The organism is Shewanella sp. 1311, assembly GCF_059338235.1.
This window is the reverse complement of the sequence record NZ_CM181686.1, coordinates 191655-215767: the sequence shown is the minus strand read 5'-3', so window position 1 is coordinate 215767 and position 24113 is coordinate 191655. Positions and strand designations below refer to the sequence as shown.

At 44.9% G+C, this 24113-nt stretch carries 15 protein-coding genes and 5 pseudogenes; 15 read left to right on the top strand and 5 right to left on the bottom strand.

All coding sequences use genetic code 11. The features are described 5' to 3' along the window. The first annotated feature begins 1050 nt into the window (after positions 1–1050). The 4 genes and pseudogenes from AC5YB3_RS01015 to AC5YB3_RS01000 all read left to right on the top strand — a co-directional run bounded on the left by AC5YB3_RS01015 (position 1051) and on the right by AC5YB3_RS01000 (position 5311). Complete coding sequence (locus tag AC5YB3_RS01015) at positions 1051–2058, top strand: DUF1214 domain-containing protein (RefSeq protein ID WP_494526345.1); 1008 nt, start codon at positions 1051–1053, stop codon at positions 2056–2058. Between the two features lie 66 nt (positions 2059–2124). Beyond that, positions 2125–2910: a hypothetical protein gene (locus AC5YB3_RS01010; RefSeq protein ID WP_494526344.1), complete on the top strand. Its 786-nt coding sequence runs from the start codon at positions 2125–2127 to the stop codon at positions 2908–2910. Positions 2911–3441: 531 nt separating this feature from the next. After that, a pseudogene (locus AC5YB3_RS01005) lies at positions 3442–4202 on the top strand (IS110 family RNA-guided transposase); the annotation flags it as partial. 80 nt (positions 4203–4282) lie between these two features. Next, entirely contained in the window at positions 4283–5311 is a 1029-nt protein-coding gene (locus AC5YB3_RS01000; protein WP_494526343.1) for an IS4 family transposase, read from the top strand. 242 nt (positions 5312–5553) lie between these two features. Here the strand turns inward: AC5YB3_RS01000 and AC5YB3_RS00995 are convergent, their stop codons facing one another. Next, complete coding sequence (locus AC5YB3_RS00995) at positions 5554–5778, bottom strand: helix-turn-helix domain-containing protein (protein WP_494526342.1); 225 nt, start codon at positions 5776–5778, stop codon at positions 5554–5556. 128 nt (positions 5779–5906) lie between these two features. Between AC5YB3_RS00995 and AC5YB3_RS00990 the strand changes: the two genes are divergently transcribed. From AC5YB3_RS00990 to AC5YB3_RS00980, 3 genes are read left to right on the top strand one after another with little or no spacing between them, the layout of a single operon-like run. Beyond that, entirely contained in the window at positions 5907–6122 is a 216-nt protein-coding gene (locus AC5YB3_RS00990) for a hypothetical protein (RefSeq protein WP_494526341.1), read from the top strand. 9 nt (positions 6123–6131) lie between these two features. Continuing rightward, entirely contained in the window at positions 6132–7310 is a 1179-nt protein-coding gene (locus tag AC5YB3_RS00985; protein ID WP_494526340.1) for a tyrosine-type recombinase/integrase, read from the top strand. Beyond that, entirely contained in the window at positions 7307–8182 is an 876-nt protein-coding gene (locus AC5YB3_RS00980; RefSeq protein WP_494526339.1) for an HD domain-containing protein, read from the top strand. The genes AC5YB3_RS00985 and AC5YB3_RS00980 overlap by 4 nt, the downstream gene beginning before the upstream one ends. A gap of 12 nt (positions 8183–8194) precedes the next feature. Here the strand turns inward: AC5YB3_RS00980 and AC5YB3_RS00975 are convergent, their stop codons facing one another. Genes AC5YB3_RS00975 through AC5YB3_RS00960 form a run of 4 tightly spaced genes read right to left on the bottom strand, consistent with a single transcriptional unit; the run spans position 8195 to position 13863 of the window. Continuing rightward, entirely contained in the window at positions 8195–8833 is a 639-nt protein-coding gene (locus tag AC5YB3_RS00975) for a hypothetical protein (protein ID WP_494526338.1), read from the bottom strand. After that, positions 8778–11279 (bottom strand): tyrosine-type recombinase/integrase, encoded by a 2502-nt coding sequence (locus AC5YB3_RS00970; RefSeq protein ID WP_494526337.1) that lies wholly within the window; start codon positions 11277–11279, stop codon positions 8778–8780. The genes AC5YB3_RS00975 and AC5YB3_RS00970 overlap by 56 nt, the downstream gene beginning before the upstream one ends. Next, a complete protein-coding gene (locus AC5YB3_RS00965) occupies positions 11264–13534 on the bottom strand; it encodes a hypothetical protein (protein WP_494526336.1) in 2271 nt (756 codons plus the stop codon). Before AC5YB3_RS00965 ends, AC5YB3_RS00970 begins: the two co-directional genes overlap by 16 nt. Beyond that, a complete protein-coding gene (locus AC5YB3_RS00960) occupies positions 13534–13863 on the bottom strand; it encodes a hypothetical protein (protein ID WP_494526335.1) in 330 nt (109 codons plus the stop codon). The genes AC5YB3_RS00965 and AC5YB3_RS00960 overlap by 1 nt, the downstream gene beginning before the upstream one ends. 638 nt (positions 13864–14501) lie before the next feature. Between AC5YB3_RS00960 and AC5YB3_RS00955 the strand changes: the two are divergent. From AC5YB3_RS00955 to AC5YB3_RS00920, 8 genes and pseudogenes are all read left to right on the top strand, one after another. Continuing rightward, positions 14502–14636 (top strand): annotated as a pseudogene (locus AC5YB3_RS00955) (IS5/IS1182 family transposase); the annotation flags it as partial. 359 nt (positions 14637–14995) lie between these two features. After that, positions 14996–17533 carry a hypothetical protein gene (locus tag AC5YB3_RS00950; protein WP_494526334.1) on the top strand — a complete coding sequence of 846 codons (2538 nt, stop codon included), beginning with the start codon at positions 14996–14998 and terminating at the stop codon, positions 17531–17533. Positions 17534–17764: 231 nt separating this feature from the next. Continuing rightward, positions 17765–18075, top strand: a pseudogene (locus AC5YB3_RS00945) (transposase); the annotation flags it as partial. Next, positions 18042–18661, top strand: a pseudogene (locus tag AC5YB3_RS00940) (ISAs1 family transposase); the annotation flags it as partial. The pseudogenes AC5YB3_RS00945 and AC5YB3_RS00940, both read left to right, overlap by 34 nt. Positions 18662–18688: 27 nt before the next feature. Continuing rightward, complete coding sequence (locus AC5YB3_RS00935; protein ID WP_494526333.1) at positions 18689–18979, top strand: hypothetical protein; 291 nt, start codon at positions 18689–18691, stop codon at positions 18977–18979. Between the two features lie 60 nt (positions 18980–19039). Continuing rightward, positions 19040–19669, top strand: a pseudogene (locus AC5YB3_RS00930) (IS5 family transposase); the annotation flags it as partial. A gap of 1027 nt (positions 19670–20696) precedes the next feature. Beyond that, the gene (locus tag AC5YB3_RS00925) at positions 20697–22679 is read left to right on the top strand and encodes a cation:proton antiporter (protein WP_494526332.1); all 1983 of its coding nucleotides are present in this window, start codon (positions 20697–20699) and stop codon (positions 22677–22679) included. 92 nt (positions 22680–22771) lie between these two features. Further along, positions 22772–24061 carry an acetamidase/formamidase family protein gene (locus tag AC5YB3_RS00920; protein ID WP_494526331.1) on the top strand — a complete coding sequence of 430 codons (1290 nt, stop codon included), beginning with the start codon at positions 22772–22774 and terminating at the stop codon, positions 24059–24061. Positions 24062–24113 lie beyond the last annotated feature (52 nt).

Genomic DNA, 24113 nt, shown 5'->3' with positions numbered 1-24113 from the left:
AAAAACAATGTTTTAAAAATTAGGCTGATAGATAGTTCAATAGAAAACATAAGAGGAAAAATCGATAAGAGAGAGCTGCGATTGCGTGAAATGGGTCGACAACTTAGCCAAGTATCTCAAGATACTCAAATTTGTCTTGCCACATTGTCAACTCAAGGCGGCTTTGTTTCCTAAAAGCACAAATAACTACAGAGTGCTTCCTGATCGCCAGTATGGCGCTTAAAACCCTTGTTTCATCGTCAGTCGTTTATCTGTAATCAGAATATTATCTTGATTTAAACCCGACTAACATTGGATTTCACTATTAGGAAACAAAGCCACTCAAGGCACAACTGTAAACGCTAGTTCACTGAATTCAACCTTATTAGACGTAAGCATAAACAAGAATATTTTGATAAATCCAATCATGAGTTGTTAGACAAAGGAAGCCGAGGCAATGTGTATCGTTCTGGATATATGGTGATAAAACAGTTTCATGAGGTGTCTTCGGGTCAAAACAAGTGACGGCGCTGCGGAAATAGTTAGGGACTATGTAAAGGGTGGGTACAAATGTGTCCCTCCTGAACTAAAAGCCGACTATGCTAGCTGCATTTCGCAACTATACTCTAAATGTCACGCTTTAGGGAGAGTGAATGTTATAGAACTCAGAAGAGCCGGTTTGTTAAACAGAGGCTGTTCATAATTCTGTGTTAGGTTAATTTCACCGAACGATATGTTTTTCTAAACGCCTCTAAAAATGGATTGAGTGTCGCAGTTATTATCTGAATTCCGAGTTAAACATTTTTTATCCCGAGTTCAGGTTAATGAAACACAGTTCTATAGGTTGATAGCGTGAGTTATTATCTGAAGTCTAGACTATGTCTAAAAAACAAAAAATACGCATAAGAAAAAGTTATTCGAAATGGCTATGATTAATTTATTATCAGGGAAATGATAAGGAGCATGCTGTGGATAAGTGTTTTCTTAAGAACGTTTTCTATAGCCTCGTTATCCCGCAGGTGGCGTTACCCGCCAATTCTTCGATGATTATTGCATTAAAGGAGGTGAAAAATGAAGTTCAGTTTCAAATATTTGCTCGTGGTGGGTGTTCTGCTCATTCATTCGGCAGGCTACGCTGTGGAGCTCGTCACGGTCGACAACTTCGTCCGTGCGGAAACCGACATGACGTTGGCCCGCTACGTTAAGCAGGGCGCTTTCGGCAAGCTCCTGCACATTCGGCAACCCACGCCGATCGACAAGCAAGACGTCGTTCGCATGAACCTCGATACGCTCTACTCGGTTGGTGTGTTCGACCTTCGCGCTCCGGTTTCCATCATCAAGCCGGATTCCAGTGATCGCTTCCAGTCGATGATGGTCATCAGTCAGGACCACTCGACACTGCCCGTCGAGCATGATGCTGGCGAGTTCACATTGACCAGCGAAAGAGTTGGGACACGCTTCGCATTCGTTATCTTCCGTACCTTCGTCAATGCCAATGACCCGCAGGACATCAAGACTGCCAATGCCATGCAGGACAAAATCTCCGTGCGGCAGAAGAACGTTGGAACGTTCGAAATTCCGGATTGGGATGAGGTGTCGCTGAAAAAGGTCCGTGATGCGATCAACGTTCTGGCGGCGACCCGAACTAGTGCCAGAGGTATGTTCGGCGACAAAGCCAAGCTCGACCCGATCAGCCATCTTTTGGGCACAGCCTCCGGTTGGGGGGGAAACCCTGAACAAGCCGCCATGTATGACAACGTTGCCCCGGAAATGAATGACGGTAAGATACCTTATCGTTTAACTGTGAAGGACGTACCAGTCGACGGTTTCTGGTCCATTACGGTCTACAACAAGGCGGGTTATATGGAGAAGAATGACCAGAATAGCTATTCTTACAACAACGTGACCGCTGAAAAGAATGCGGATGCAAGTATTACGATCAATTTCGGCGGTGGCCCCAGCGCCATCAACAATCTGCCGATTACTCCCGAATGGAGCTACACTGTGCGGATGTATGAGCCGAAGCAGGAAATTATCAGCGGGGCATGGAACTTTCCTAAGGCTCAGCTGGCAAGGTAAATCGCGATGATCGCAATCGAGAAGACGACCCCACCTTCACAAGGCGGTAAACACGAGGAAATAAGCATGAAGATAAAGACAACCACGACAATGAAAGTAACTGCACTGGCGCTTGCGCTGATGGGGGGCATGATGCCGGCCTTGGCCGAACAGCAAGTAGGCCTAAAGGATTCCTGCCCAATTAAGATTGATAACTGGCGCGGCAAGGCCTTTTACGAAATTCTGTTCATGAATCGCCAGGCCAACGGCAGCGGTGTCGGCTACTACTACAATTCTCTCGGCAATGACCTTGAGGCGTCTAACGATGTGATGGACGCCCGCTTCCGAGCTCTGAATGCGGATGCCTTGAAAAAGGAATACGGGAGCGATGGCATTCTCTTCAATGGTCCGCGCCGTCTCGTGGCGAATGGCATAACCGGGATGGCTTGGGATAGCTGTAAGGAAAGAGTGATCGCCACGATCCCCTTGCGCGTGCTAGGTATCTTCGAAACCCCTGACCTCAGTAAAGCCGTTTCCGGAACACTGCCTTCTTACAAAGTGTTGGTCTCTAAACGTAGCAATACCTTTAGCTTCAATGCGGGCGAAACAGTGTATGAGTTGATCACCCCCGAGGGCGCCGTGTACACTATGTTCAGTCTGTCCCTGAAGGCCGACGCCAAGAATACAATTGAAAACCTACCCACCCTTGGTGAGCGCCTGACTTTACCGAATGGGTGGAACTTCAGAGCACGTAAGTTGGAGCAGGACATGACTCTCACGTCCGCCGCTGATTCCAACCCGCCTAACACCATCGTTCTCGACGAGTTTGAGGGTAATTATCAGTACAACGCTGCTGCCAGCGCCAAGAAGTAGCCTCTTTGCCGCCGGTGAAGATTTCAGCCTCGCCGGCGGTGATGCGGTCGCAAAGCCCTGCTCAATTCAAGTTTTTTGCTTCCTTTAAAATGGCAAAGTTGATGATATCATTAGCTTTGGGTGTGCTATTTTCGTATTCTGATTTAATCATACTTACGGTATTTATTTGCTCATTTGACATTAGTTTCGAGTCATTGAGAGTTGAACCTTGTAAATAAAGTTGGAGTGGTCTTTGGGCGTAACCCTGAAGAATCCCCTGATGATTTTCAGATAAAACGTTAGAGTAGCGTGAATTTTGACCTTGAAGTGTGATCAGTGGAAGTGCAAACTAACATCAATCCCCTATCAACAATTATTTATAAATCCATCAAAGCGATTCAATACGCTCATGCTCGCCTGCAAAGCTCTCATCAACGCTGATTGCCTAACCGTAACCCTACGCATTGTAGTGATGTGATGGACGCCTCGGCACCTAAGCTTTCAGTATTATGCCAAACTTAAAGCTGACAAATAGTTCAGGAGGTTTCCATCATGTATATTGAAGTTATTGGTATCGATTTAGCAAAAAATGTTTTTCAAGTTTGTCTTTGTCTTATGGATAACTCAATCATCAGTAACAAAAGATAAACAAAAACCAGCTCCTCGATAAAATTAGACAACACCTCGAAGGTAGCCTTATTGCTATGGAGGCCTGTGGGACAGCTCATTACTGGGGAAGAAAATTTCAAGCACTTGGTTATCAAGTGCAACTGATCCCTGCTTAACATGTTAAGCCATTTGTTGCAAACTAAAAGAATGATGCCAACAATGCCCTCGGGATATGCGAAGCTGCTTTCAGACCTAGTATCCACATGGTTCCAGTTAATAATATTGAGCAACAAGGCATAAAAGCATTACGCTGTGTACGTAGTCGCCTAGTTCAAAATCGAACCGCAATGGTCAATCAAATTCGAAGCCTAGTGAGCGAGTTTGGTGTGATCTTTTCTGTCGGCAGATTGCAACTACAAGCGTCACTTAGCCGCGTTTTAGCAGACAATGAGCATGAACTGTCTCATAGGCTTCATTACCTGTTAAAATTTTTGTATGAAGATTTATGTGTTTTAAATGAGAGAATTAATCAAATCGAGTACGACATTGAAGCGCTATGTCAAATCCAACCTCGCTATAATTGTCTTGCTGTCGATCCCTAGCTTTGGGCAATTATCTGCATGGTGTGGCTTAGTGTCATCACAATCGAGTTCCTGAGGAAAAGTTCGTTAGGGTCGATAACGAGAAATGGCTGCTCAGAACTTAATGCCGATCGTTTTAAGTAGCTGAACGATCTTTCAAGGGCTTCATAATCAGCCGCAACCTAAGTTGCGGCTGATTTTCTATGTCTGAATTTTGCCAATCGCAGGATATTGATGTATTCGCCAAACATGTTTCCATGGATTGGGTGGCTGAGGCTGTGCAACAAACTGGCAGAGCATCGCTTCGAACCTGCCGTTTCCCTGCAGAGCAAGCTGTTTGGTTGGTTCTAGGCATTGGTTTGATGCGTAACCGCTCGATTCAGCAAGTCTGTGATACGCTCTCAATGGCGTTTCCCGACGCCAAGGGAGAGCTCCCGCCACTGGCGACCAGTAGCATCATCAAAGCCAAAGAAAAGTTGGGTTCAGAGCCCATGCGTTATCTGTTCAAAACAACCGCTGCACAGTGGGAAACACAGTGCGAATTTGATGAGATAGCGGGATTGAAATTGCTCAGTGTTGATGGGACGTATTTTAAGACGCATAACACTGAAGAAAACCATCACTTTGGCTTTGCACAAAGCACGGCTTCTTTTCCCTCTGTGCTGGCGGTCACCTTAATGTCTACTCGTAGCCACTTACTTTCTGATGCGGCTTTCGGGCCTGTTACCCACAGTGAAATTCACTATGCACAGCAATTGGTTGGCTCAGCTCCCGAGCATTCGCTCACGTTGTTTGACCGTGGGTTTATGTCTGCCGATTTGCTCAAGGTGTATTGGCAGCGATGGGAGATAGAGAGGGGTTATGGTGAGCTAAAGCAATATCAACTGGAAAATAAACCCGTCCTGCGTAGTAAGAAGAAGGATGGGGTGTATCAAGAATTATGGGGGATCTTGACGACCTACAATATTGTTCGGCTAGAGATGGCTGCCATGGCAGTGCAGCATAAAGTTGAGCCACAGAGGATAAGTTTCATTAATGCCCTGTTTTTAATCCAGGATGAGTTTGGTTGGAGCGACAGAGGGAGTCCTGGAGCGATCCCACAGCACTTAAAACTACTGAGGGAAAATGGCAAAAGGTTGATTTTACCCCCGAAGAGGAAACGACCCAGCTACCCGCGTGTGGTGCTAAAGAAAACGGTGAAATATCCAAGTAAAAATGCCACTCGCTCTTAAGCGAGTGGCATTAAGCTCAGAACTGCGCGTTTTACTCATCCATGGCCTCAGAGCCGTTGGCCGATTGCGAGCACACGTGATGATAGACTGGGGCGATGGTTTAACGCTCATTAAAAAGTTAGTGTATGCGAGTGATTAACATATGTGTCTAGTTGCGTCTTCGTTATCTGTTGACACTGTGGCGATTATAGTCAGTAAAAAGATGAAGCACTTTTTCAAGTTATAAAGCAATCACACCAAGATTAGTAATGATGGTGCTTATCTTCAGTCTTCTCAAGTTCGAACAGATCACCGATCTGTACATCTAAGTACTTGCATAGTACCTCAATCACATCAAGCTCCACCCTTGTTGCTGTTTCATTGTACAACCGGTGGAGAGTATTTCTGTTTATACCTGTATCTCGTGATACTTCAGCAATTTTCTGTTTTCTCTCGCCCAAAATCCGGGAAAAGTGACACTTCACCATAAAATCCTCTCTAAGAATAAAAAATACCTGCAGAAGACAAAAAAGACTTGCAATGATTGTTTTTAGTGCTAAATTCTCTCCTGTGGGTTATTTTGTTTTTATAAGAGAAAAAAAGCGAGGGTTTGATTATGCCATATACTTATCTTACAACAGAAGAATTATCTACACGTATCCGTTATGACGTTCGTACTATCCGTCAGTGTTTGAAAGATAAACAACTGTTTGAGGGAGTGCACTACATTCGGCCATTCGGTGGACGGAAATTACTCTACATATGGGAACGAGTTGAGGAGTCTATGTTGCTTGGAGCCTCTGCCCATGATCTGATTAATCAGATGGAGTAGGTGGTTGCCATGGGAACAGTAAATAGCCGTGATGGCAAACTTTATCTGGATTTTCGCTATAAGGGGGTGCGCTGCCGAGAGCAGACGAGTCTTGTTGATAATTCAACTAATCGGCAGAAGCTAAATAGGTTGCTAACGCTACTCGAACAGCAAATGAAGGCTGGTAGCTTTGATTATGGGCATCATTTCCCTGATAGTCCTAAAGCTGAGTATTTCAGACAACTTGCTAAAGTTAGCCAACTTAAAGCTTCGGGAGGACGGATGCTGTTCGGCACTTTCGCCAACCTTTGGTTAGTTGAAAAGAGAGTTGAGTGGCGAGCCAGTCAAATTGAGACCGTTGAAGGTATTTTGAGGTGTCATCTGTTACCTGCAATGGGGGATAGTATGATTGCCACTATTAGTAAGACTGACATTCTTGGCTTTCGCACTAGGCTGTGCGAACCGGATCTGGTCACCTTAAAAATTTTATCAACCTCTCGCATCAACCATATCATGACATATTTGCGATTGATCCTGAATGAGGCTGCTGAACGTTTTGAATTTCAGAGCCCGTGGCGAAATATCAAAGCGTTACCTATGCCGAGAAGTGAAATCCAGCCATTTTCTCTCAACGAGGTATACAGAATTGTAGAGAATGTGAGAACAGATTTCCGTACTTACTACCTCGTTAAGTTTTTCACGGGGATGAGAACTGGGGAAATCGATGGCCTAACTTGGGAGCATATTGATTTTACAAACAGACTGATCCACATCCGCCAGTCACTGGTTCGTGGCAGCCTTGGCCCAACTAAAACGCCTGGTTCATGCCGAGCTATTGCAATGAACCAGCCTGTATATGAAGCACTTCAGACCCAACGTGAGCAAACTGAGACTCAGAGCAACTTCGTGTTTTGTAACCAGCGTGGTGACGCACTGAGTCATCACAATGTCACCAAACGCGTTTGGTATCCACTGCTGAAAAGTTTGGGGCTCGAAAAGCGAAATCCTTATCAGACAAGACATACAGCAGCAACCCTTTGGCTCGCTGCTGGAGAGAGTCCGGAATGGATTGCTCGACAGTTAGGGCACGCCAATACTGGTATGTTATTTAGGGTTTACTCGCGCTATGTACCTAATTTATTGGGGCAAGACGGTGCAGCATTTGAACGGTTGATTGGCAATGGACCCAAAGGGGAGTCGTCAAAATGAATATCAGATCCCGAACAAATAATGCAGATGACTTGGCCTGGGTTCATCTGATTGAGCGCAGAGAACAGGTAGAGTTGTGGCAATTTAGCTGCTTAAGAGAGTGTTATACTCTTGAACTATCCCCTAATGTTATGGAAGGTGTAGAACCAGACGGGCAACTAGTGATGGTTCAATGGAATCATTGTGATGATTTGCAACGGGTAAAAATAACTTTGAGTATTCCTGAGGTCACTGATAAAGCTGTTGTGCATCATCATTTTAAACTCGTACCAGCAGGTTGTGAGTCGATCATTATCGATATCTGGGGGATTTTGGGGCTGATCCATGATGAGGCATTGAGACGTTTTTACTTAGCAGTGTTACTTAACAATGAGTTGATGGGGCAGTTTTTTACCGCCAGAGCGAGTCGTAGTCACCATCATAATCATTCTTGTGGATTACTGGAGCATAGTCATGAGGTGGCGGTGACAGCGGCTATGCTTTGCTGGCGTTATAATGTAGGGCCCTTGAGTGTATGTGTGGCTTTCATTGGGGGTCTTTTGCACGACATAGGTAAAATTCACCTTTTTTACAATACAGATACTCGAGATGGCATTGCGGGTTCTCACGAGTCTTACAATTTTATGGTGTTGGCTGGACCTTTGGAGGCATTGCATCGTAGTTCCCCCAAGATTTTTGAGGCCTTGAGTAGTTGCTTTTCGGTCAAGGTAGGGCGCCGCTCAGAGGCTTATCTTCCATCCTCTATGGTGAGACTATGTGACAATCTATCCATGGAAGTATGTCATTGGCGCACCGCTTTTGCAGACGTGCCTCCCCATCATTGGTACGCACATTCCGCCATGAACGATCAATGGTATAAGCGGCTTGGGTGAGGCGTGGGGGCATTATTTCTGCTCCCATTGCCTTATTTGTTCCGCTTTGAATAGGATGATCGCCAGTCGGTGGAATACGGTTTGCAATCCCGGGGAAGAATATTGGCTTATTGCTTTGCCACCGTTGCTTTTGATGTGTTTTTGTTCATTGGTATGACGTAAAAATAATCTTCCAGCTCCTTCTGGATATTCGTTTATTTTCTGTAATGTGTCGCGAGTTATTTCGATATCGGGGTGACATCGCCACTGATTATATGTTTTGCCATATTGGTAACGCAGTTTAAGATGCCAGCGCTTACAGGTAAACAGTTGGCTTACCAACGCCATAAATCGCTGAAACTCTGTCGCTTTATCAAAGAAGATCGACGTGTGGCTGCTGGTTGTATGCGTCAGACAATACTGAATAGCCCATCGTAATTCGACTTTTCCTTCTTTGCTCGACTTGAGCTTGCTACATGCTTGTAACGCTGAATAAATATCCTTTCGATCAGCAATGTCAGTAGGTTCTGCGGGTAGCAGTGCATAGCAACGTTTTTTTGAAAATAATCGGTCAATGTCTTGTGGTGTTTTTAACATCCGAAGTGCAGTTGCAGCATCAAGCCAGCGTTTGACCTGTTCTAGGGGGAGGCGGTGCGACTTCTTGATAGTCATGACCAAGCTCAATCCTCCTGAGTATAGCCAAGGCCTGAATGTAGTGACTGCTTTTTTCAACCTCGTTGTTCTGAAGGACTGTACTTTGACGAATGCTGTTCACTGGGCTCATAAAAGGTGAGAGCCGTTTTCTAAAGAATGGCAGTAAACGTACAGGGGTTATGTTTCCTGATTTTTGCATCACTCTATAACGATAAGGGCGTACTCCAAGTACCACTTTCGCGGTGCCAGCAGGTATTTCTTGGGCATTTACCGCCAAATGGCTGCCCAGTAGTATGTCGGTGAAATGTAAGTAGCTTCTGAATGTTGTGTCTGGGCTGCTATGGCCTGCAAACACAGCCAGTGCAGAATACCTGTCACGTAACCGTCCTTCACCAAATACCAACTTACGTATTATCTTCCGTTGCGAGGGAGTGTACGGCAGCATAGCCTTCACTACTTCTGGCAAGCCGATCAGGTCATCATGGGCAAGAAGCTGAAGTCTGGACAATGCCGTATGGCGTAGATGATACAGTCGATAATAAATACCGCCGGTTAATTGAGACAATATCTCTTTCATCATCAAGGATATTTGACGAGTGTTTAACACTTCAAAGGGATTTCCATCTGCGTGAATGAGCAATTCGGCATAGTGGTTATGGCAAGCCAAAAGACGTTCACTAAGATGGCTTTCCACCAAAAGCTTTTCGTTGTCAGTCAGTAAAGGCAATAAAGGCACTTTTCGAAGCGCTGAGTCGGTTTTGTTATGTCCGTGGCGACTTTCACGAACAAATAGCCAGCCGATAGAAGAGGACTCGATGTCTTTTAGACGCAGTTTGGCGACTTCTCCTGGTCTGAGACCAGTTCGATAAGCAATGATGAGAAAGCACTTTAATATCCGTTTGGCAGCATGGTTTAAGTCTTCTAAATAATCAATTTGACGCAGCAGGGCTGAAAACAGTGCCTCATCAACAATGGCGGCACTCACATGGGGAGTAATATTGCTCCCTTCGCTTAGCGGCTGATTAAGAGGAGGGAGATCAAATTTCTGTTGTGCGAATGAGTGTAGGTTCTCAAATCGACCGGCCTTATAGTGCTGTTCCCGCTGACTGTATGTGCGATTCATAATCTCTTGATAAATATAGATAAAGTCGTTACTACTCAAGCTGTGTAGGTCAACGCCTGCGGTCGCAGCCAACCAGTGGCCTCCAATTGCTCCAAAGTACCTATTAGCTGTTGATACTGCATTTTTCTCAGTATTCAGGTGGTCAATTAGCCATTGAAGAAGGATCTCTTCGTTTAGTCGGAGGCTTGGTTGTGTTAGATCCCGCAACTTACTGACAACATGAATCTTTCCTTGGGATTTTGCGTTATTTTGCTTAAGTATTTCTCTTATTTGATTCGGTAGGTATCGGTTACCTAGCTGAGAACTGCGTGATGACGGTGTTGCTGAACTGTTTGTTTGCGTTAGATCATACCATTGCTTGAATTGAGAAAAGCTCCTTACATTGCAGGATCCCGTTGTGCCTTTCAACAATCTGAACCAGTAAACACTTGGTAGAGATGCGCTTTTTTGACGTCCCAACGAATACTCTACCAACACTTGTGGTAGATCGACATTTAGTTGAGTCTCTGCAAAACAAACCCCGCCTTGTCGAAGTTGTGTTATTGGAAGATCAAGCTTGAGTTCAGACTTGATTATCTCTAAACATTTTGTAATTGATTTGGGGTAACGCCAATTTTTGGGTCTGAAACTTAGGAATAGCTTCATCAGACCAAGGCTTATCGGGTCGGGGAAGAACTGAACTTCCACCTGAGCTTCATTGGGCCCCATTCCGTCGTGATCGGTATAGAGGTTACTGGCAAAGTCCTTCCCATGATTTGGCCTCAACTTTAGCCAGCAAAGGTCCTTGTTGCCATTTAATGGTTTATCATCGGTTAATGCTTTAGCCAGAGCAGGCCATAGTGCAGGTCGGTTCAGGCCTCCATAGCAAATACAACTCATCAGCAATCTGGCAAAACATTGCTGGGGATCAGATGTTTTATCAAGATTGTCCAGCAAACCGTGAATTTTTGAAGCGAAATTAGAAGTATTGTGCTGCCAGGTCAAACTTCTCAGCGGTCGGACCCTACGAAGGGTGAGATAGTCTGAAGGTGGATTGATCTGCCAAAGTCCTTGTCGGTTACCCGTTTCTAATTGTCTGCAGATAAAAGAATATCCTCGGCGGTATGCTGTTTCCGATTTGAGGACCTTTCGCAGATCCGAGTCAACCTGTGGCCAAACTGCCGAAAATCGATCGTATTTCGGTTGTGTTTCAAACAGTTCAGGTAGATGTTGTTCAAGCACCGCCAGAGCTTGTTTTATTATCTTTATATGACTTTTTTGCCGAGTAGCGGTTCTCGATTGATGCCCCAATAGCTGTACTAGGGATTTTTTTTCAGTTGGGAGAATCAGTGGGTTTTCCATGCATCAACCACCGTAATTTCATGAGTGTTCAGTAGCGATTCGATATGCTGAGCGATGCGGTTGAGGTATTGAGTTGATAGCATGCTATGACGACCCATTGACTCTTCTCCGATATCTTCATGTCCCATCCAACCATCAATTTCTTCCGGAGCAACACCGATACGCTTTAATTCGCTGCGCATGTGATGTCTCCCCCAGTTGGCAGGCCAAGGTAACTGGTCGCCAAGAAATGCTTTTACTCTAGCAGGTGTGAGTTCTTGCGTAATTTGGGGGATGTTGTCCTGTTCTTGATGCTTTATAAAAAATAGAAGATTTCCGCTACCTGTAATCGCCTCGTCTGCACGATTGAAAATATCTTCTACGATGAGTTGACTGCGTTTTTTCAACTCTTGAAGATGTTGTAGATAGTGTTCAAGTTGCTTCACTGCAGTCTTTGGGAGTATCAGTGTTCTAGCTGATAGCCCATGACGGTTTTCTTTATCGCTTATCCACCAGGTGTTGTTATGGCTGTTGAAATCTGTACGCTGTCCCATCGGCGCGTTAACATCACGATGACCTGTTGCAAAAGTCAGTAGAGCCCATACGTAGCAGGCATAGTGATTATGTAGTGTCGCGAGTTCTTCTAAAGAATGCTTTCGCGGGTGAGGAATTTGACTTCTCAGTATGCGGAAAAAATTGTGCAAAGTCTGGGGAGGGAGATGTAATGCACTGCCCAGTTGCTTTTTGATGGGCTTAGCTACAGGGAGTTGCGGGTCGATCTCAGCCATGTTGAATATTGAAATCACGTAAGCGCGGTAGTTTTCAATCAGTTTATCTGCATCGAAATTTGAATAACTCAGCGCAGGCTGGTTTCGGGGGGCTCGCCCTTTTATCAGTCCAACTTCGGCTCTATCCTGCCCGTTATTGAGATACCAGTGCTCCATAAATCGGGTAATTCTTCCAAGACTTAAACGGCATCGATGTCGCTCGTTGATATCATTAATGACTGACTTTAAGTATTCCGTGCCCACGTTTTGAGTAAGCTGACCTTGTAATATTTTAGGGAGAGGTAGTACCAAACGATTTGTTGTATTTTTCAAGCACTTTTCTAGTCTTCCATCTTGTTTACTTGCTGGCACAGAGTAGCTTAGATACAGGCAAGGTTGATTTTTGTAGTGTTTTAGAAAAAATGCATTTGAAGATTGCGCTAGTGAAATAGGATCTCGACCACATAGAAGACTCAGAAGCAGGGCTGAACAGCTTTCGGGGTCTGCTCCATTCATAATTCCATCGGTCGTGAAGCGAATGAGCTGGCGTATATCCCATTCGGTAAGTTGATTGTAACTGCAGCTTAACGATAACTGCATAATGCTCAATTTTTCGGTCAGACATTGATGCTGTATAGCACGGACTGCTCTTGATAATGGGGAACGGTTTGTTTTTTGATTATGTGTCAAGGTACTCTCTTCAATACGAAATGTTCGGCCTGCGTTTATCGATATAGCCTCATCTCGTTCTTGACCCGTCGTCGCTTTTGGGGAGATGACACACAGTTCTTTAACCTCTTGACCAGCGTCTTCAAATGCATCAATGGGATTGAGTTCGATGAAGGTGTCAGAGTCCGAAGTAGGAGGAATTCTAATTCTTCGTCGTCTTTCGGTCCAAGATAGTGCGTCTCTAAGCACTAAATCCAAGTAACCAATTCCGTATTCATGCAGGGCAAAATACTTATGCTTCCGTAGATCTTTAAGTTTTGACGTCAGTACTTCAATTGATGATGTTTCATCCAATTCTGGCAATATATCCAATAGCTTCCGATGTCTAGGGTCCATCGCAACTAGACGTAGCTCTCGTAATGCATTTTCATTTCCTGAGGTTGCGAGTTGCTGATCGTGGGTATAGCGGATGAAGCAGGCGATGAGAACGATAGATTGGTATGCCGTGTATTTTGTTATCCATTGTGGTGTTGCATTGGGTGGTAACACTGCACTAATTGTGGCAGCAAATGGGTATGATGTAAGATGCTTATTTTTCTTTAAAATTCCAAATATTTCAGCGTTGCTCACTGGGCCTGAAGACGTTTTTGTTATCAGAACCTTTACTAGCCTATGTATCAGTTCAAATTGTTCCCAATAGCCTGCTGGAAATGCTTGAATACTGTAGGCGAGTTGGATTAACAGAGTTTGCTTGAGCTCTGGATTTAAATGCTCTGGCACAAGCCATTTGTTCAATAATTCCTTTAATTTTTTGCTGATGTTACGTGCCGGAGGAGTCATTATTTAGGCTCCCATGGCATTGTTAATTCGGAGACAATATCGACAGAATCAGATGTTGGACATTTAGGAGACTGGCGTTGCCGCTGCTGAACCAGGGTGCCTCTCGAGATAGATAACAAATCACAAAATAGCTGGTCAGGTAGTGTATTTCTCTCAAAGAGTTCGCGTGAAAACTGCTCTGGCAGTCCTTGGCGCCAGGCATCAATAAAAGCTGCAATATTTTTAGAATTGATGGATAAACTGAGCAGTTGGAATAGTGACAACCACGCTTTTTTCTCAATTATTTCAGGCGTCAATTGGTCTTGAATATTTGCTTCGTAAATCAGCAAAGTACCTTCTGGTGGACGTCCGTTATCCCAAAAACTTGCTGCTCAAATAGGACTATAAAACTGAAATGTTCTGTCGCGATGTTTTGCCTTATTGCTTTTTACTCTCGAATCTATGTGCTCCAAACAATATATTGTTTGGGAGGCAAATTCAGACCTGATACTTGCAGGTAGGGCATGTCGATTACAGAGCCCAGGGAATGATTGCATTACATCAAATGCTTTTCTCACTGCGGGATGTAAAATCAACTCATGCTTGTCTTGGTACTTTAAAATCATTTGGGCCATCAGAATTCCATTTCGTGTTAGTTCTCGTCTCCTTTAATATAGCGATAACTTTTTAGCACCCAAGACAGATCAAATATCGATCAGTAAAAAAGATCGATTTTTGTGACAGTGATCGGCTTTGATGTGATGGGTGCACCTCCTTTATAGCGTCGTCATGCAAAACACGTTTGACTGGTGGAGTTATCGGTAAAGAATCCTTTGTTATGCAAGGTGGTGTTCAAGGCTCCAAGTAAAGGCTAAAAAGGTCAGCGAAGTACGACAACTGACAGTCACCATAAGGCGTAATGGACGTATGGGTGACCATATATGGACGCCTCACCTTTCACAACACTTTTGAATATATGGTAGTATAGACCGCCATGGGCCAGTATAAACAGTTGAATAGTCCAATGCTAAGTTTGCGTGATTATAATGGGCAAGTCGCAGCGGCGTTGGACGGAGTGAAGGCGATGAACAAAGTTATTAGACTGGGCATGCCCGTCCGCTAGCAAGTTGCTTAATCGGCCAGAAGCCTTGGAATGATTACCTTCTATGAAATGATTTAATCAACAACGCCATAATAAACACCAGCAATCATTATTAATTCATCATTTATCATTAACAATGCATAATATTTTTCATTTAATTTAACCACATCATTCAGTTTAGAAATATGGCCATGCCTCTATACTCTAGCGTTCATTCTAATTTTCCCAACTATAAAAGCTACAGCCAATTCGTAGCCATACCTAGTAAGCTCAATATCGTGAAGCTTTCCCAACTCCAAGCGAGCGAATTAACACCTACGGAGACAATAAGCGAGTTAACACCTACGAAGACGATAAATGTACTCACGGATGTTAATACTGTGAGAAATTCTCCCCACCTAGCTAAGATCAAAGCGGCTGAACTAATACAACAGAGTTATCGCTATTATCAACAAAAAACACACTTTAAAAATACCGAAATAGATAACAATAATCCAGTGTTTCAATGGGGCAGCCTAGAAGGTGCTGATAGCTCACCTCCTGATGAGGGGGGGGGGCTACCGGCCGGAAGCGACAATGGCCGTTTATTCTCTTTTCTTCGTGAGACGTACCAGCAGGAAGCCCAGGAATACAGGCTGGAATTTTTGCCTGAAGGCACTTCACCGCAAACATCGACGCCCTTTCATGAGGAGGATATTGATACAAATCTTGTATCCAGATATTTAAATATACCAAGTCAAGAAACCCTTGAGGAGCGCATTCTAAGCGATGGTGAACGCTTGCTAAGAGAATATGCCGCACTCAAGCACCCCATAATGAATACTGCTGACTTTATAGATTCACATATTAAACGTGTAGTAGCTGCCATTAATAATCAAAAAGGTACGCAATTCCCCTCGGATCCCAATCATAAAATCAGCATAGACCTAACTCGCCAGGTTTATGTAGGTGGGCGCGAAAAATTCGTTCGCAGAGTGTACATGACCAGAAGTTATACGCTAAGGGAGATCGTCACGGGTCAATGTAGAGTCGATCTAAACGACAAGCTATCGGGAGACCAGCCCAAGGCAGTATATAAAAATGTAAATGAGGAATTCCTTGTTGATGTGCTATGGGGAGTCAACTTAGAAAAAACCATGCTGGATGCAGTGAAGGAGTTTCGTGGTGCTGGTAATAATGCACAGAAGAATGGATTGCGAGCACTGTATAATAAATCAGCCAATCTACGCTGTTATGAGTATTTGAATAGTAGAGATCCAAAATACAGCAATGTGGTAGAGGGATTTTTAGCGGGTTCAACTCAAGCCAGCGAAGTGTTCTTTAATGACATCGTTGTGGAGGGGGTGTTCATGATCCCTGATGGTGAATCTAGCGGTGTTTTGTTTAATATCAATAAGCCTGGTTTTTTCGAAGTTGTTAACAGTGCTCCTCACTATGGTCGTGGTTCATGGGGGATACCAAGCAGAGACCCTGTTTATTTCCCCAAGTTGCCTGATGCACCAGAACTTAGGAAGTGGATCTTCGAGGGAATGCCTGCCGTTGAAGCCAATCAATATAAACATGCCTCATTTTCAGGTACCCTCAGCGCAGGCGCCCCACAGGGATATAACTTTCCTGGTTCAGCAAGTAGGGAAACTCGCCCGATTACGTTCGGGCCAACTCAGGATCGCACTCACTGGGGGGAAATGGTATTCCACCGAAGAGTGGAAAACTTGGAACAAGAGATCGACAGAATGGTCCATTCCGTAGATGAGGCAAATACTGCTCTCTGGTTGGAGAGGGCCAAAATAACTATCGGGGTTGCAGCGGCAGCGGCTGGTTTTGCGCTGCCAGGAGTGGGGAGCACCGCAGGCCGAATTGCTCTGTTTCTTACGAGTCTTGGTCTCGATGCCAGCTATGTGGCAATCGTTGTACAGCAAGCCCAGAATGCCGAGACTCCAGAAGAAGCCGCTGCCTATTACAAAGAAGCCATTATTGCTGGTGTATTGGCGGGGGTGCTTAATCTTGGGCCCGGCTATAAGTTGTCTCGCCTAGGTATTACGAAGGCTCTGAATACCTACCGAGGGCTTAAAGCTGCGGCGGATACAGCTGTTCCCAAGCTTCTATCCAATATGCAGTGGGCCAAGCTAAGTGACCAGGGTAAGATTGACTTTTTAGTTAAATCGCTGAAAACTTCCGATGATGCAAGAGAACTGGTTCGTCTGAGCGGTTCTAATAAGGCAGTTGAGCAATCAATAGATCTGGGGCGAGCGCGACAACCTTCAGGTCGATTAAATAATTGGCAAAGTCCTCTGGATGAACTGAACCGGGCTCGAGATAACCTAAAAAAACACGCGCAGATCTTCAAAATGCCCTCGCGTTCGGTCATCGAGGGCAATCCGACTGCCATCCTGCCGGAAGAGATGTCTAGCTATCTGCCAGAACTGCAACGGCATCCAGTTATCGGCCCAAACATATTAGATCCGACGGGAAAGTGCGCAGTATCAATGGAGCCGGTGGCCAATTTCATGAGAGAACAAGGAATGACTGATATCAAGTTCAGGGGGATGTTTGGATGGAAACTCCCCAATGACACAGAAAGCTTCAACCATTTCGTGGTACTAGGCAGCAAGAACGGCAAACAATCTGTGTTCGATCTGACCGCAGGCCAGTTTGCAAGGGAGGGCATGCCATTGCTCAATGGTCCGAAGATCTTGTCCGAAACAGACTGGACAAAGCTCTATCAAGAGTCCGCCGGTAACCAAAGGCTCTTTGTGTACAGAGACTTTACCTCTTCGACGGAGGCCGCAAATATGTTTGCTCGGCCACCAGCAACGCTCTTTGAGGCGCTGGAGCAAGGAATGAGTGGTGCAACAGTGTTAAAAGAATCACGCTGGTATCAGACTTACCTGAGGCAGAAATTCCCCTTGGGTAACTGATGCTTTGGGTAACCTCCGAAACTTGAGACGACTCAGAACGTTCTGTGCTCGGCTTGAAATTGGCGCGGTTGCCTAGGTCGGTGGTTTGGATAGGCCGAACGACTGCTGATTGTTCTGTTGCACTAAGGAAGGTGCGATCAAGTGGGTCGCACCGTTATTGATCTGATCCAATACTTTTGGATACCACGCTAAGTGAGTAAAATGACTTAACGAGGTGATTATGACTACCCCAAAAACCGCAAGACCCATACTGCTGAATTTAAAGCTGAAACCCTAAAATTTGCCGAGCGTGTTGCTGAAGCTGCTAGGCAGGTCAAAATCTATGAATCGCAAGTCAATAATTGGCGCTCTGCCATTATGAAAAAATCTTTAACCAGCCAGCGTGAAGCCGAACTTGCTGCCGAATTTGCCAAGTTAAAACGCCAATAGGCTGACTAAGCAGAGAATTTAGCCATTCTACAAAAGGCGGTTACCTACTTCGCGAAGAATCAAAAGTAAACCGATTCAAATGTATGCTCGAACACCAGCATCCGCTTCGCCTATAACCAATAGCGACGGTGCTTGCCTATTTGAACACTTGAAACTCATCGAAGACCCTCGCTCTCACATCAACCTAGACCATGATTTAGTGGATATTATTTGTCTCGTTTTAGCGGCAACCGCTTTAGGTTGTGATGGCTGGCAAGCTATCGAAGAATTCGGAAAAAGGAACCTATCTTGGCTGCGTAAACATCGAGAGTTTGACAACAGGATCCCTACTCGGCGTTCCATTGCTTGGATGATTAACGTCATCGATACCGAAATACTGGTTTTGACGCTCTTTAGTTAGGCAAATGGCTTAAGAGAAGCCTCATCTAAGCCATTGATCACTATCGACGGCAAAAAACGTTGTGGGGACAGCGAATCCACATGACGCTAAACATGCGCTATACCTCGTTTCGACCTTTGATACCGAACAAGGAATTGTACTGTATCAGCAAGATACCAAAACTAAAGGTAACGAAATAGCAACGGTTCAGACGCTGTTGTGACGTTTGATGCACTTCACTGCCAGCGAGAAATGCTTCAACAAATTATCAAAGCCAAAGGCGACTATATGTTCAGGTCAAAGGTAACCAACCTCTACTTTGTAATAGAACACTATAAGGGGAAATTATGTACAAGAGTAAACATGATGCTAAGTCAACTTTGGTACCGGTACATAGAAATACTGATGTGAATAATAGCGGTATGGAATTTACAGGGGTGCGAGAAAAACTAGGTGAAGAGTTTAATTCATTGTTAACACTGGCTAATAGAGTGAAAAATAATAAGATCCAGATTGGCGAGATAGGTAAAGAATATTACCGTTTGTCACTAGAAGGGATTCAGACTGAAACTATGACAAATGGAGATGCTGAGAAGCAATTTAGATATCTGGTTGATATGGCTTTGTTTCCTAAATAAGTTGAACCAAAACCGTAGCCGCTGCTCTGATCGGCATCGCCTATCAACTTACCCATCAACCGTGTCAAAACCGTCAAGATTGCTTTTAAAACCAAGGCTCGTGGCACCATTGAGCACTTGGCTATCGACTCGACAGGCCTGAAGGTTTATGGCGAAGGCGAGTGGAAAGTGAAGAAACATGGTACAGATGGTAAGCGCCGTGTGTGGCGTAAACTGCATATTGCCGTCGATACACATAGCCACGAAATTATTGCCGCAGAACTGAGTTTATCCAGTGTCACTGACGCTGAAGTTATGCCGAATTTGCTCAAGCAAACCTATCGAAAAATCCGCAATATCTCGGGTGATGGTGCATACGACACGAAAGCCTGTCACGAAGCCGTTCGTCGAAAACGCGCTTTAGTGCTCATTCCACCGAGGGAAGGTGCTGCGCTATGGGAACAAGGGAATCCACGAAACTTAGCCGTCAGTTGGCAACAGCTTCATGGCTCAAATAAGCAGTGGAAAAAACGGTATGGTTATCATCGGCGGTCAATCTCAGAAACTGCTATGTACAGGATAAAACAACTGCTAGGAGGTACGTTGAGCATGCGGAATTATAACGCTCAGGTGGGAGAAACTTACGCGATGATTAGGGCTTTGAACAAGCTTACTGGGCTAGGTATGCCTGAAACCCACTATGTAGCTTGATATTTGAACAATGATGAGAGTTTTGTTCTAGGAGGCAAAGCCGCTGAAAGGCATTTATAATGCGCGCTGAGGCTGAACAATGACTCTTAACAGAGCTCTGTATTGAAGTTTTGCTAAAAGTAATGCATTTTAATGCGAACATAACTTTGTTGTCATAGTTTAGATTGTTACGTAGCTAAGCCGAAGGAATTCTCGGCAGAAGAGCTGGTTTTTGCTCTTTTTGATTCTGGTTCGCAAGGAGTGTTACCCCTGTACACTGTAGAAAAGGAATTTTTTATGGCGGTGTTTCGGTTGGCACCCTTTGGCTTTGCTATCTGTTTTCTCCACGCAGTATACTGCCAGCGAGGCGAATTCCGATCAGACACTTTCAGGCAGAGCATGCAGGTCATGAAGTCCTGACAGGGATTGCATCACATCGAACGCTTGCCTTGCGGCGGGATGCAAGGCGAATTCATGATTGTGCTGGTTTGCAGTATTTGGTGAGCCACCTGAATCCCTTTTCTTGTGAGTGCCAACACCTTTTAATTCAGCCTAGCGCTGAACAATAATTGATCAATCAAAAGACAGGTTTTCGTGACCGTGACCACCAAGTTGTCGTTAATTGTCATTAATTTACAGTCCGATGGTCACGTGAATAATGTTAATTAAATCAATTGACAACAATTTAGGTAAAATAGGTAACGCACTAAAATCGATATCTGCACGGCCTGTCACGCCGGGGGTCGCGGGTTCGAGTCCCGTCCGCTCCGCCAAATAAATAAAAAGGCCTTACAGCAATGTAAGGCCTTTTTATTTCTATCTTTTTCATCAAATAGTTGCTGCGTAAAATCGCTGCAGCTTGCAGTCCATCGCTGTTGCGCCTTGGTTTCACTTAGGTCATGCAGTCTTCGATAAACTTTATAGCGTTTATGCATTTGCTGCTATTGTTAAGCGAAATAGATAATTTCCGAGCCATTATCATGCTCATGTCATCTATTTCATTAAAGATAATGCGAGCTCATTGTTTTCCTCACCTAAAGGATTTTTTATGGTTGAACAAATCACGGGTATGTTAGCGCTGATTGGGGTGTTATCGCTTTTTTGTCAATGGCTTGGTTGGAAACTGCGGTTACCGGCGATTTTGCCTTTACTGCTCTGTGGACTCACCCTTGGCCCCGGACTTGGCTTCCTTAATCCCGATGCTATTTTTGGCAATTTACTCTTTCCGATCATTTCTCTCGGGGTTGCCGTGATTTTGTTTGAAGGTGCATTGACTCTCAACTTTAAAGAAATCAAAGATCATGGTCGTATGGTGACGCATCTTGTGACCATAGGGACAGTGATCACTTGGGCTTGTATCAGCACGGCCACCTTTTATTTACTCGATTTTAGTTGGGAAATTGCACTCCTCTTTGGCGCATTAGTGGTGGTGACGGGGCCGACGGTTATCGTGCCTATGCTCAGAAGTGTGCGTCCAAAATCCCAGTTGGCGAGTATTTTACGCTGGGAAGGCATAGTCATTGACCCTATAGGCGCGCTGCTCGCAGTATTAGTTTTTGAATATATTACAGTTTCAGGCGATCAGACAACGCATGTGCTTTATGCCCTAGGTTCAATGCTTTCTTTAGGATTAGGGCTTGGAGCGGCAGCAGGTTACCTCACTGGGCAAATATTAAGACGCAACCTGTTGCCACATTATTTGCGCAATACCGCAGTCTTAACCTTAATGCTCGGCATCTTTGTCGGCTCGAACCTATTACAGGAAGAGTCGGGTTTACTGACTGTGACCGTTATGGGCATTTGGCTTGCCAATATGCGCGGTGTGGATATTGCTGAAATCCTTGAATTTAAAGAGACCTTAACCGTACTACTGATTTCGGCATTGTTTATTTTATTGGCGGCAAGATTAGATTCTAATGCCATGCTCGATTTAGGTTGGGGTGGACTAGGCGTTTTAGCGGTCACTATGTTGTTAGCGCGGCCACTGAGTATTTGGGTTTCAGGTATCGGCACCTCTTTGTCGAGGGCCGATAAGTGGTTTTTATGCTGGATTGCGCCGCGAGGCATAGTCGCTGCGGCGGTATCGTCATTGTTTGCGATTAAGTTAGAAGCCAACAATGTGCAAGGCGCCGATGCGATTGTGCCCTTAGTGTTTTTAATTATTATCGGCACGGTCGTTATCCAAAGTTTAACCGCGGGACGTTGGGCGCGATTCCTTGGTGTCAAAGCCGATTCTGCCCAAGGTTTATTGATTTTCGGTGCTTCTAAATTTTCCCGTGAGTTAGCGAAAATTTTAAAAGCCAAGGATGTCAAAGTGCTATTAGCTGATAATAACTGGGATAACATTCGCCTGGCTCGTATGGATAATATCCCAGTGTATTTTGGCAATCCCGCATCGGAACATGCTGAAACCTATATGGATTTAACTGGGATTGGCCGCGTGTTGATCATTTCCCCTTATCGACAATTGAACCCTTTAGTGAGTTTCCATTTTCAAGATTTCTTTGGCACTAAGAAGGTCTTTGGCTTAAATAATACCGAAGTGGGCAGTGCGCGCCACCAGCTCTCAGAAACTTATAAGCAGCGTTTATGTCTGTTTGGTGATGCCGTGGCCTATGCCAAGATAGCAAGCCTGATGGCGAGGGGCGCTCAGCTTAAAGTGACTAATTTAACTGAAAACTTCAGCTTTGAGCATTTCCGTAAGCGTTACGGTGAAACGGCTATGCCACTGGTTTATTTAACCAAGGAAGGTAAGGTCGTCGTAGTGTCAGGTAATGATACTGTGTTCCCTAATGGTATTGAGCTCATTAGCCTGTTGCCGATTGAAGCCTTAGAAGAAGCCAAAGTACAGCAAGCGATTGCAGAGCGAGAAGCACAGGAAGCCCAAGAGAAAGCCGCTGCAGAAGCCGCTTTAGCAAAGGCAAAAGCGGAAGAGGAGGCTGAGCAATTAAGGCTTGAGAAATCAGACGCTAACACTGTAATAAATGACGAAGCTGACAAGGGTGTGGTGGATAACATGATAAAGAGTTAACTTGAGCATGTCATAAGGTATCACTGCCATGTTTTATCTTGTTGATACGACAAACTCACTCTCATATTCGCAAGTTAAACTGGAGAATACCGATGTTGAAATGTTCCACACTCATGTGCTTGAGTCTTGTGTTTGGACAGGCGCACGCAGCTGAACAATGGCTACTAACAGCGGATCTCTGGGGTAATCCTGTATATGGCACACTGACATTAACATCCAAGGGTGACAATCTCAGTGGCGATATTGACGGTGACAAGCTGAGCGGACATCGCCAAGGTACAAGTCTTACCTTTGAAAGCACAGATGCGAATGGCGCGGTCTATCACTATGAGGGCAAGATGCAGGATAATACCATTGAAGGAATTGCCGATTTTCCTGATACCAATCATCCAAAAGTTCGGGTGAAACATGCCTTTTCGGCAAGGAAAATAGCCACGCGTCCAGAAGGCCAACCGCGGCGTTATGAATTCATGCCGACAAATTATTCCAATCTATTTGATCCTCATCGCACACCCGTCCTCACGATTTGGCCTGGGGATACAGTACAAACAAAAACGATTGACTCGGGTGGGGTCGATGAGCACGGCGTCACTAAAGCTCTATTTGGAAATCCACAAACTGGCCCTTTCTTTATTGCCACCGCAGCGCCAGGGGATACGCTGGTCATACGGATAAATCGACTTAGATTGAATCGAGATTATGCTGATAGCTTGGATGCGATAGTAGGGCGCGCATTGGGGGCAGGTTTTGCAACTCAAGCGGACGAACTTGGAAAGCCTGTGCGCTGGAAATTGGACAGAGAGCGTGGAATGGCGAGCTTGGAAACGCCAACAGAGCATTTAAAAGACTACACAATTAAAGTACGGCCTATGCTCGGTGGGCTGGCTGTTGCACCAGGTTTTGGTTCTGCGCCCGTATCTACGGGTGATACCGGACGCTTTGGAGGCAACATGGACTTTAACGAAGTAGTTGAAGGCAATATCGTTTATTTACCCGTGCAACAACCTGGTGCTTTACTCTATCTTGGCGACGCTCATGCGTTGCAAGGGGATGGTGAAACCTCGCAGTATGCTTTGGAAACCTCTATGGATGTTGAATTCACGGTTGATGTGATCAAGGCTAAATCGATAGCGATGCCGCGTGTTGAATCACCGGATCAGATCATGGTCTTAGGTCAGGCGGGATCATTAGATGAGGCATTACGTTCGGCGACAACAGGTCTAATTCAGTGGTTACAACAAGATTATGGATTGACGCTGCCAGAATGTGCGATTCTCCTCGGCAGTGCTGCTCATTATTCTGTTCCTAATCTCGCAGGGCGCAGCGTGGGCGTTGCCTTGAAGCTTGATAAGTCACGTCTTACTATGCCTCGTTTGCAGTAAGTATTGATACACGACGCAGTGCATTTAAGCTTGTATTAACGATGTATTCTTA

Excerpts from the sequence above, each read along its gene's own strand:
- AC5YB3_RS00920 (WP_494526331.1), top strand. The coding sequence starts at position 22,772 with ATGTTGAAATGTTCCACACTCATGTGCTTGAGTCTTGTGTTTGGACAG.
- AC5YB3_RS00925 (WP_494526332.1), top strand. The coding sequence starts at position 20,697 with ATGGTTGAACAAATCACGGGTATGTTAGCGCTGATTGGGGTGTTATCG.
- AC5YB3_RS00970 (WP_494526337.1), bottom strand. The coding sequence starts at position 11,279 with ATGGAAAACCCACTGATTCTCCCAACTGAAAAAAAATCCCTAGTACAG.
- AC5YB3_RS00975 (WP_494526338.1), bottom strand. The coding sequence starts at position 8,833 with ATGACTATCAAGAAGTCGCACCGCCTCCCCCTAGAACAGGTCAAACGC.
- AC5YB3_RS01010 (WP_494526344.1), top strand. The coding sequence starts at position 2,125 with ATGAAGATAAAGACAACCACGACAATGAAAGTAACTGCACTGGCGCTT.
- AC5YB3_RS00985 (WP_494526340.1), top strand. The coding sequence starts at position 6,132 with ATGGGAACAGTAAATAGCCGTGATGGCAAACTTTATCTGGATTTTCGC.
- AC5YB3_RS00995 (WP_494526342.1), bottom strand. The coding sequence starts at position 5,778 with ATGGTGAAGTGTCACTTTTCCCGGATTTTGGGCGAGAGAAAACAGAAA.
- AC5YB3_RS00965 (WP_494526336.1), bottom strand. The coding sequence starts at position 13,534 with ATGACTCCTCCGGCACGTAACATCAGCAAAAAATTAAAGGAATTATTG.
- AC5YB3_RS00935 (WP_494526333.1), top strand. The coding sequence starts at position 18,689 with ATGTACAAGAGTAAACATGATGCTAAGTCAACTTTGGTACCGGTACAT.
- AC5YB3_RS00990 (WP_494526341.1), top strand. The coding sequence starts at position 5,907 with ATGCCATATACTTATCTTACAACAGAAGAATTATCTACACGTATCCGT.
- AC5YB3_RS01015 (WP_494526345.1), top strand. The coding sequence starts at position 1,051 with ATGAAGTTCAGTTTCAAATATTTGCTCGTGGTGGGTGTTCTGCTCATT.
- AC5YB3_RS01000 (WP_494526343.1), top strand. The coding sequence starts at position 4,283 with ATGTCTGAATTTTGCCAATCGCAGGATATTGATGTATTCGCCAAACAT.
- AC5YB3_RS00980 (WP_494526339.1), top strand. The coding sequence starts at position 7,307 with ATGAATATCAGATCCCGAACAAATAATGCAGATGACTTGGCCTGGGTT.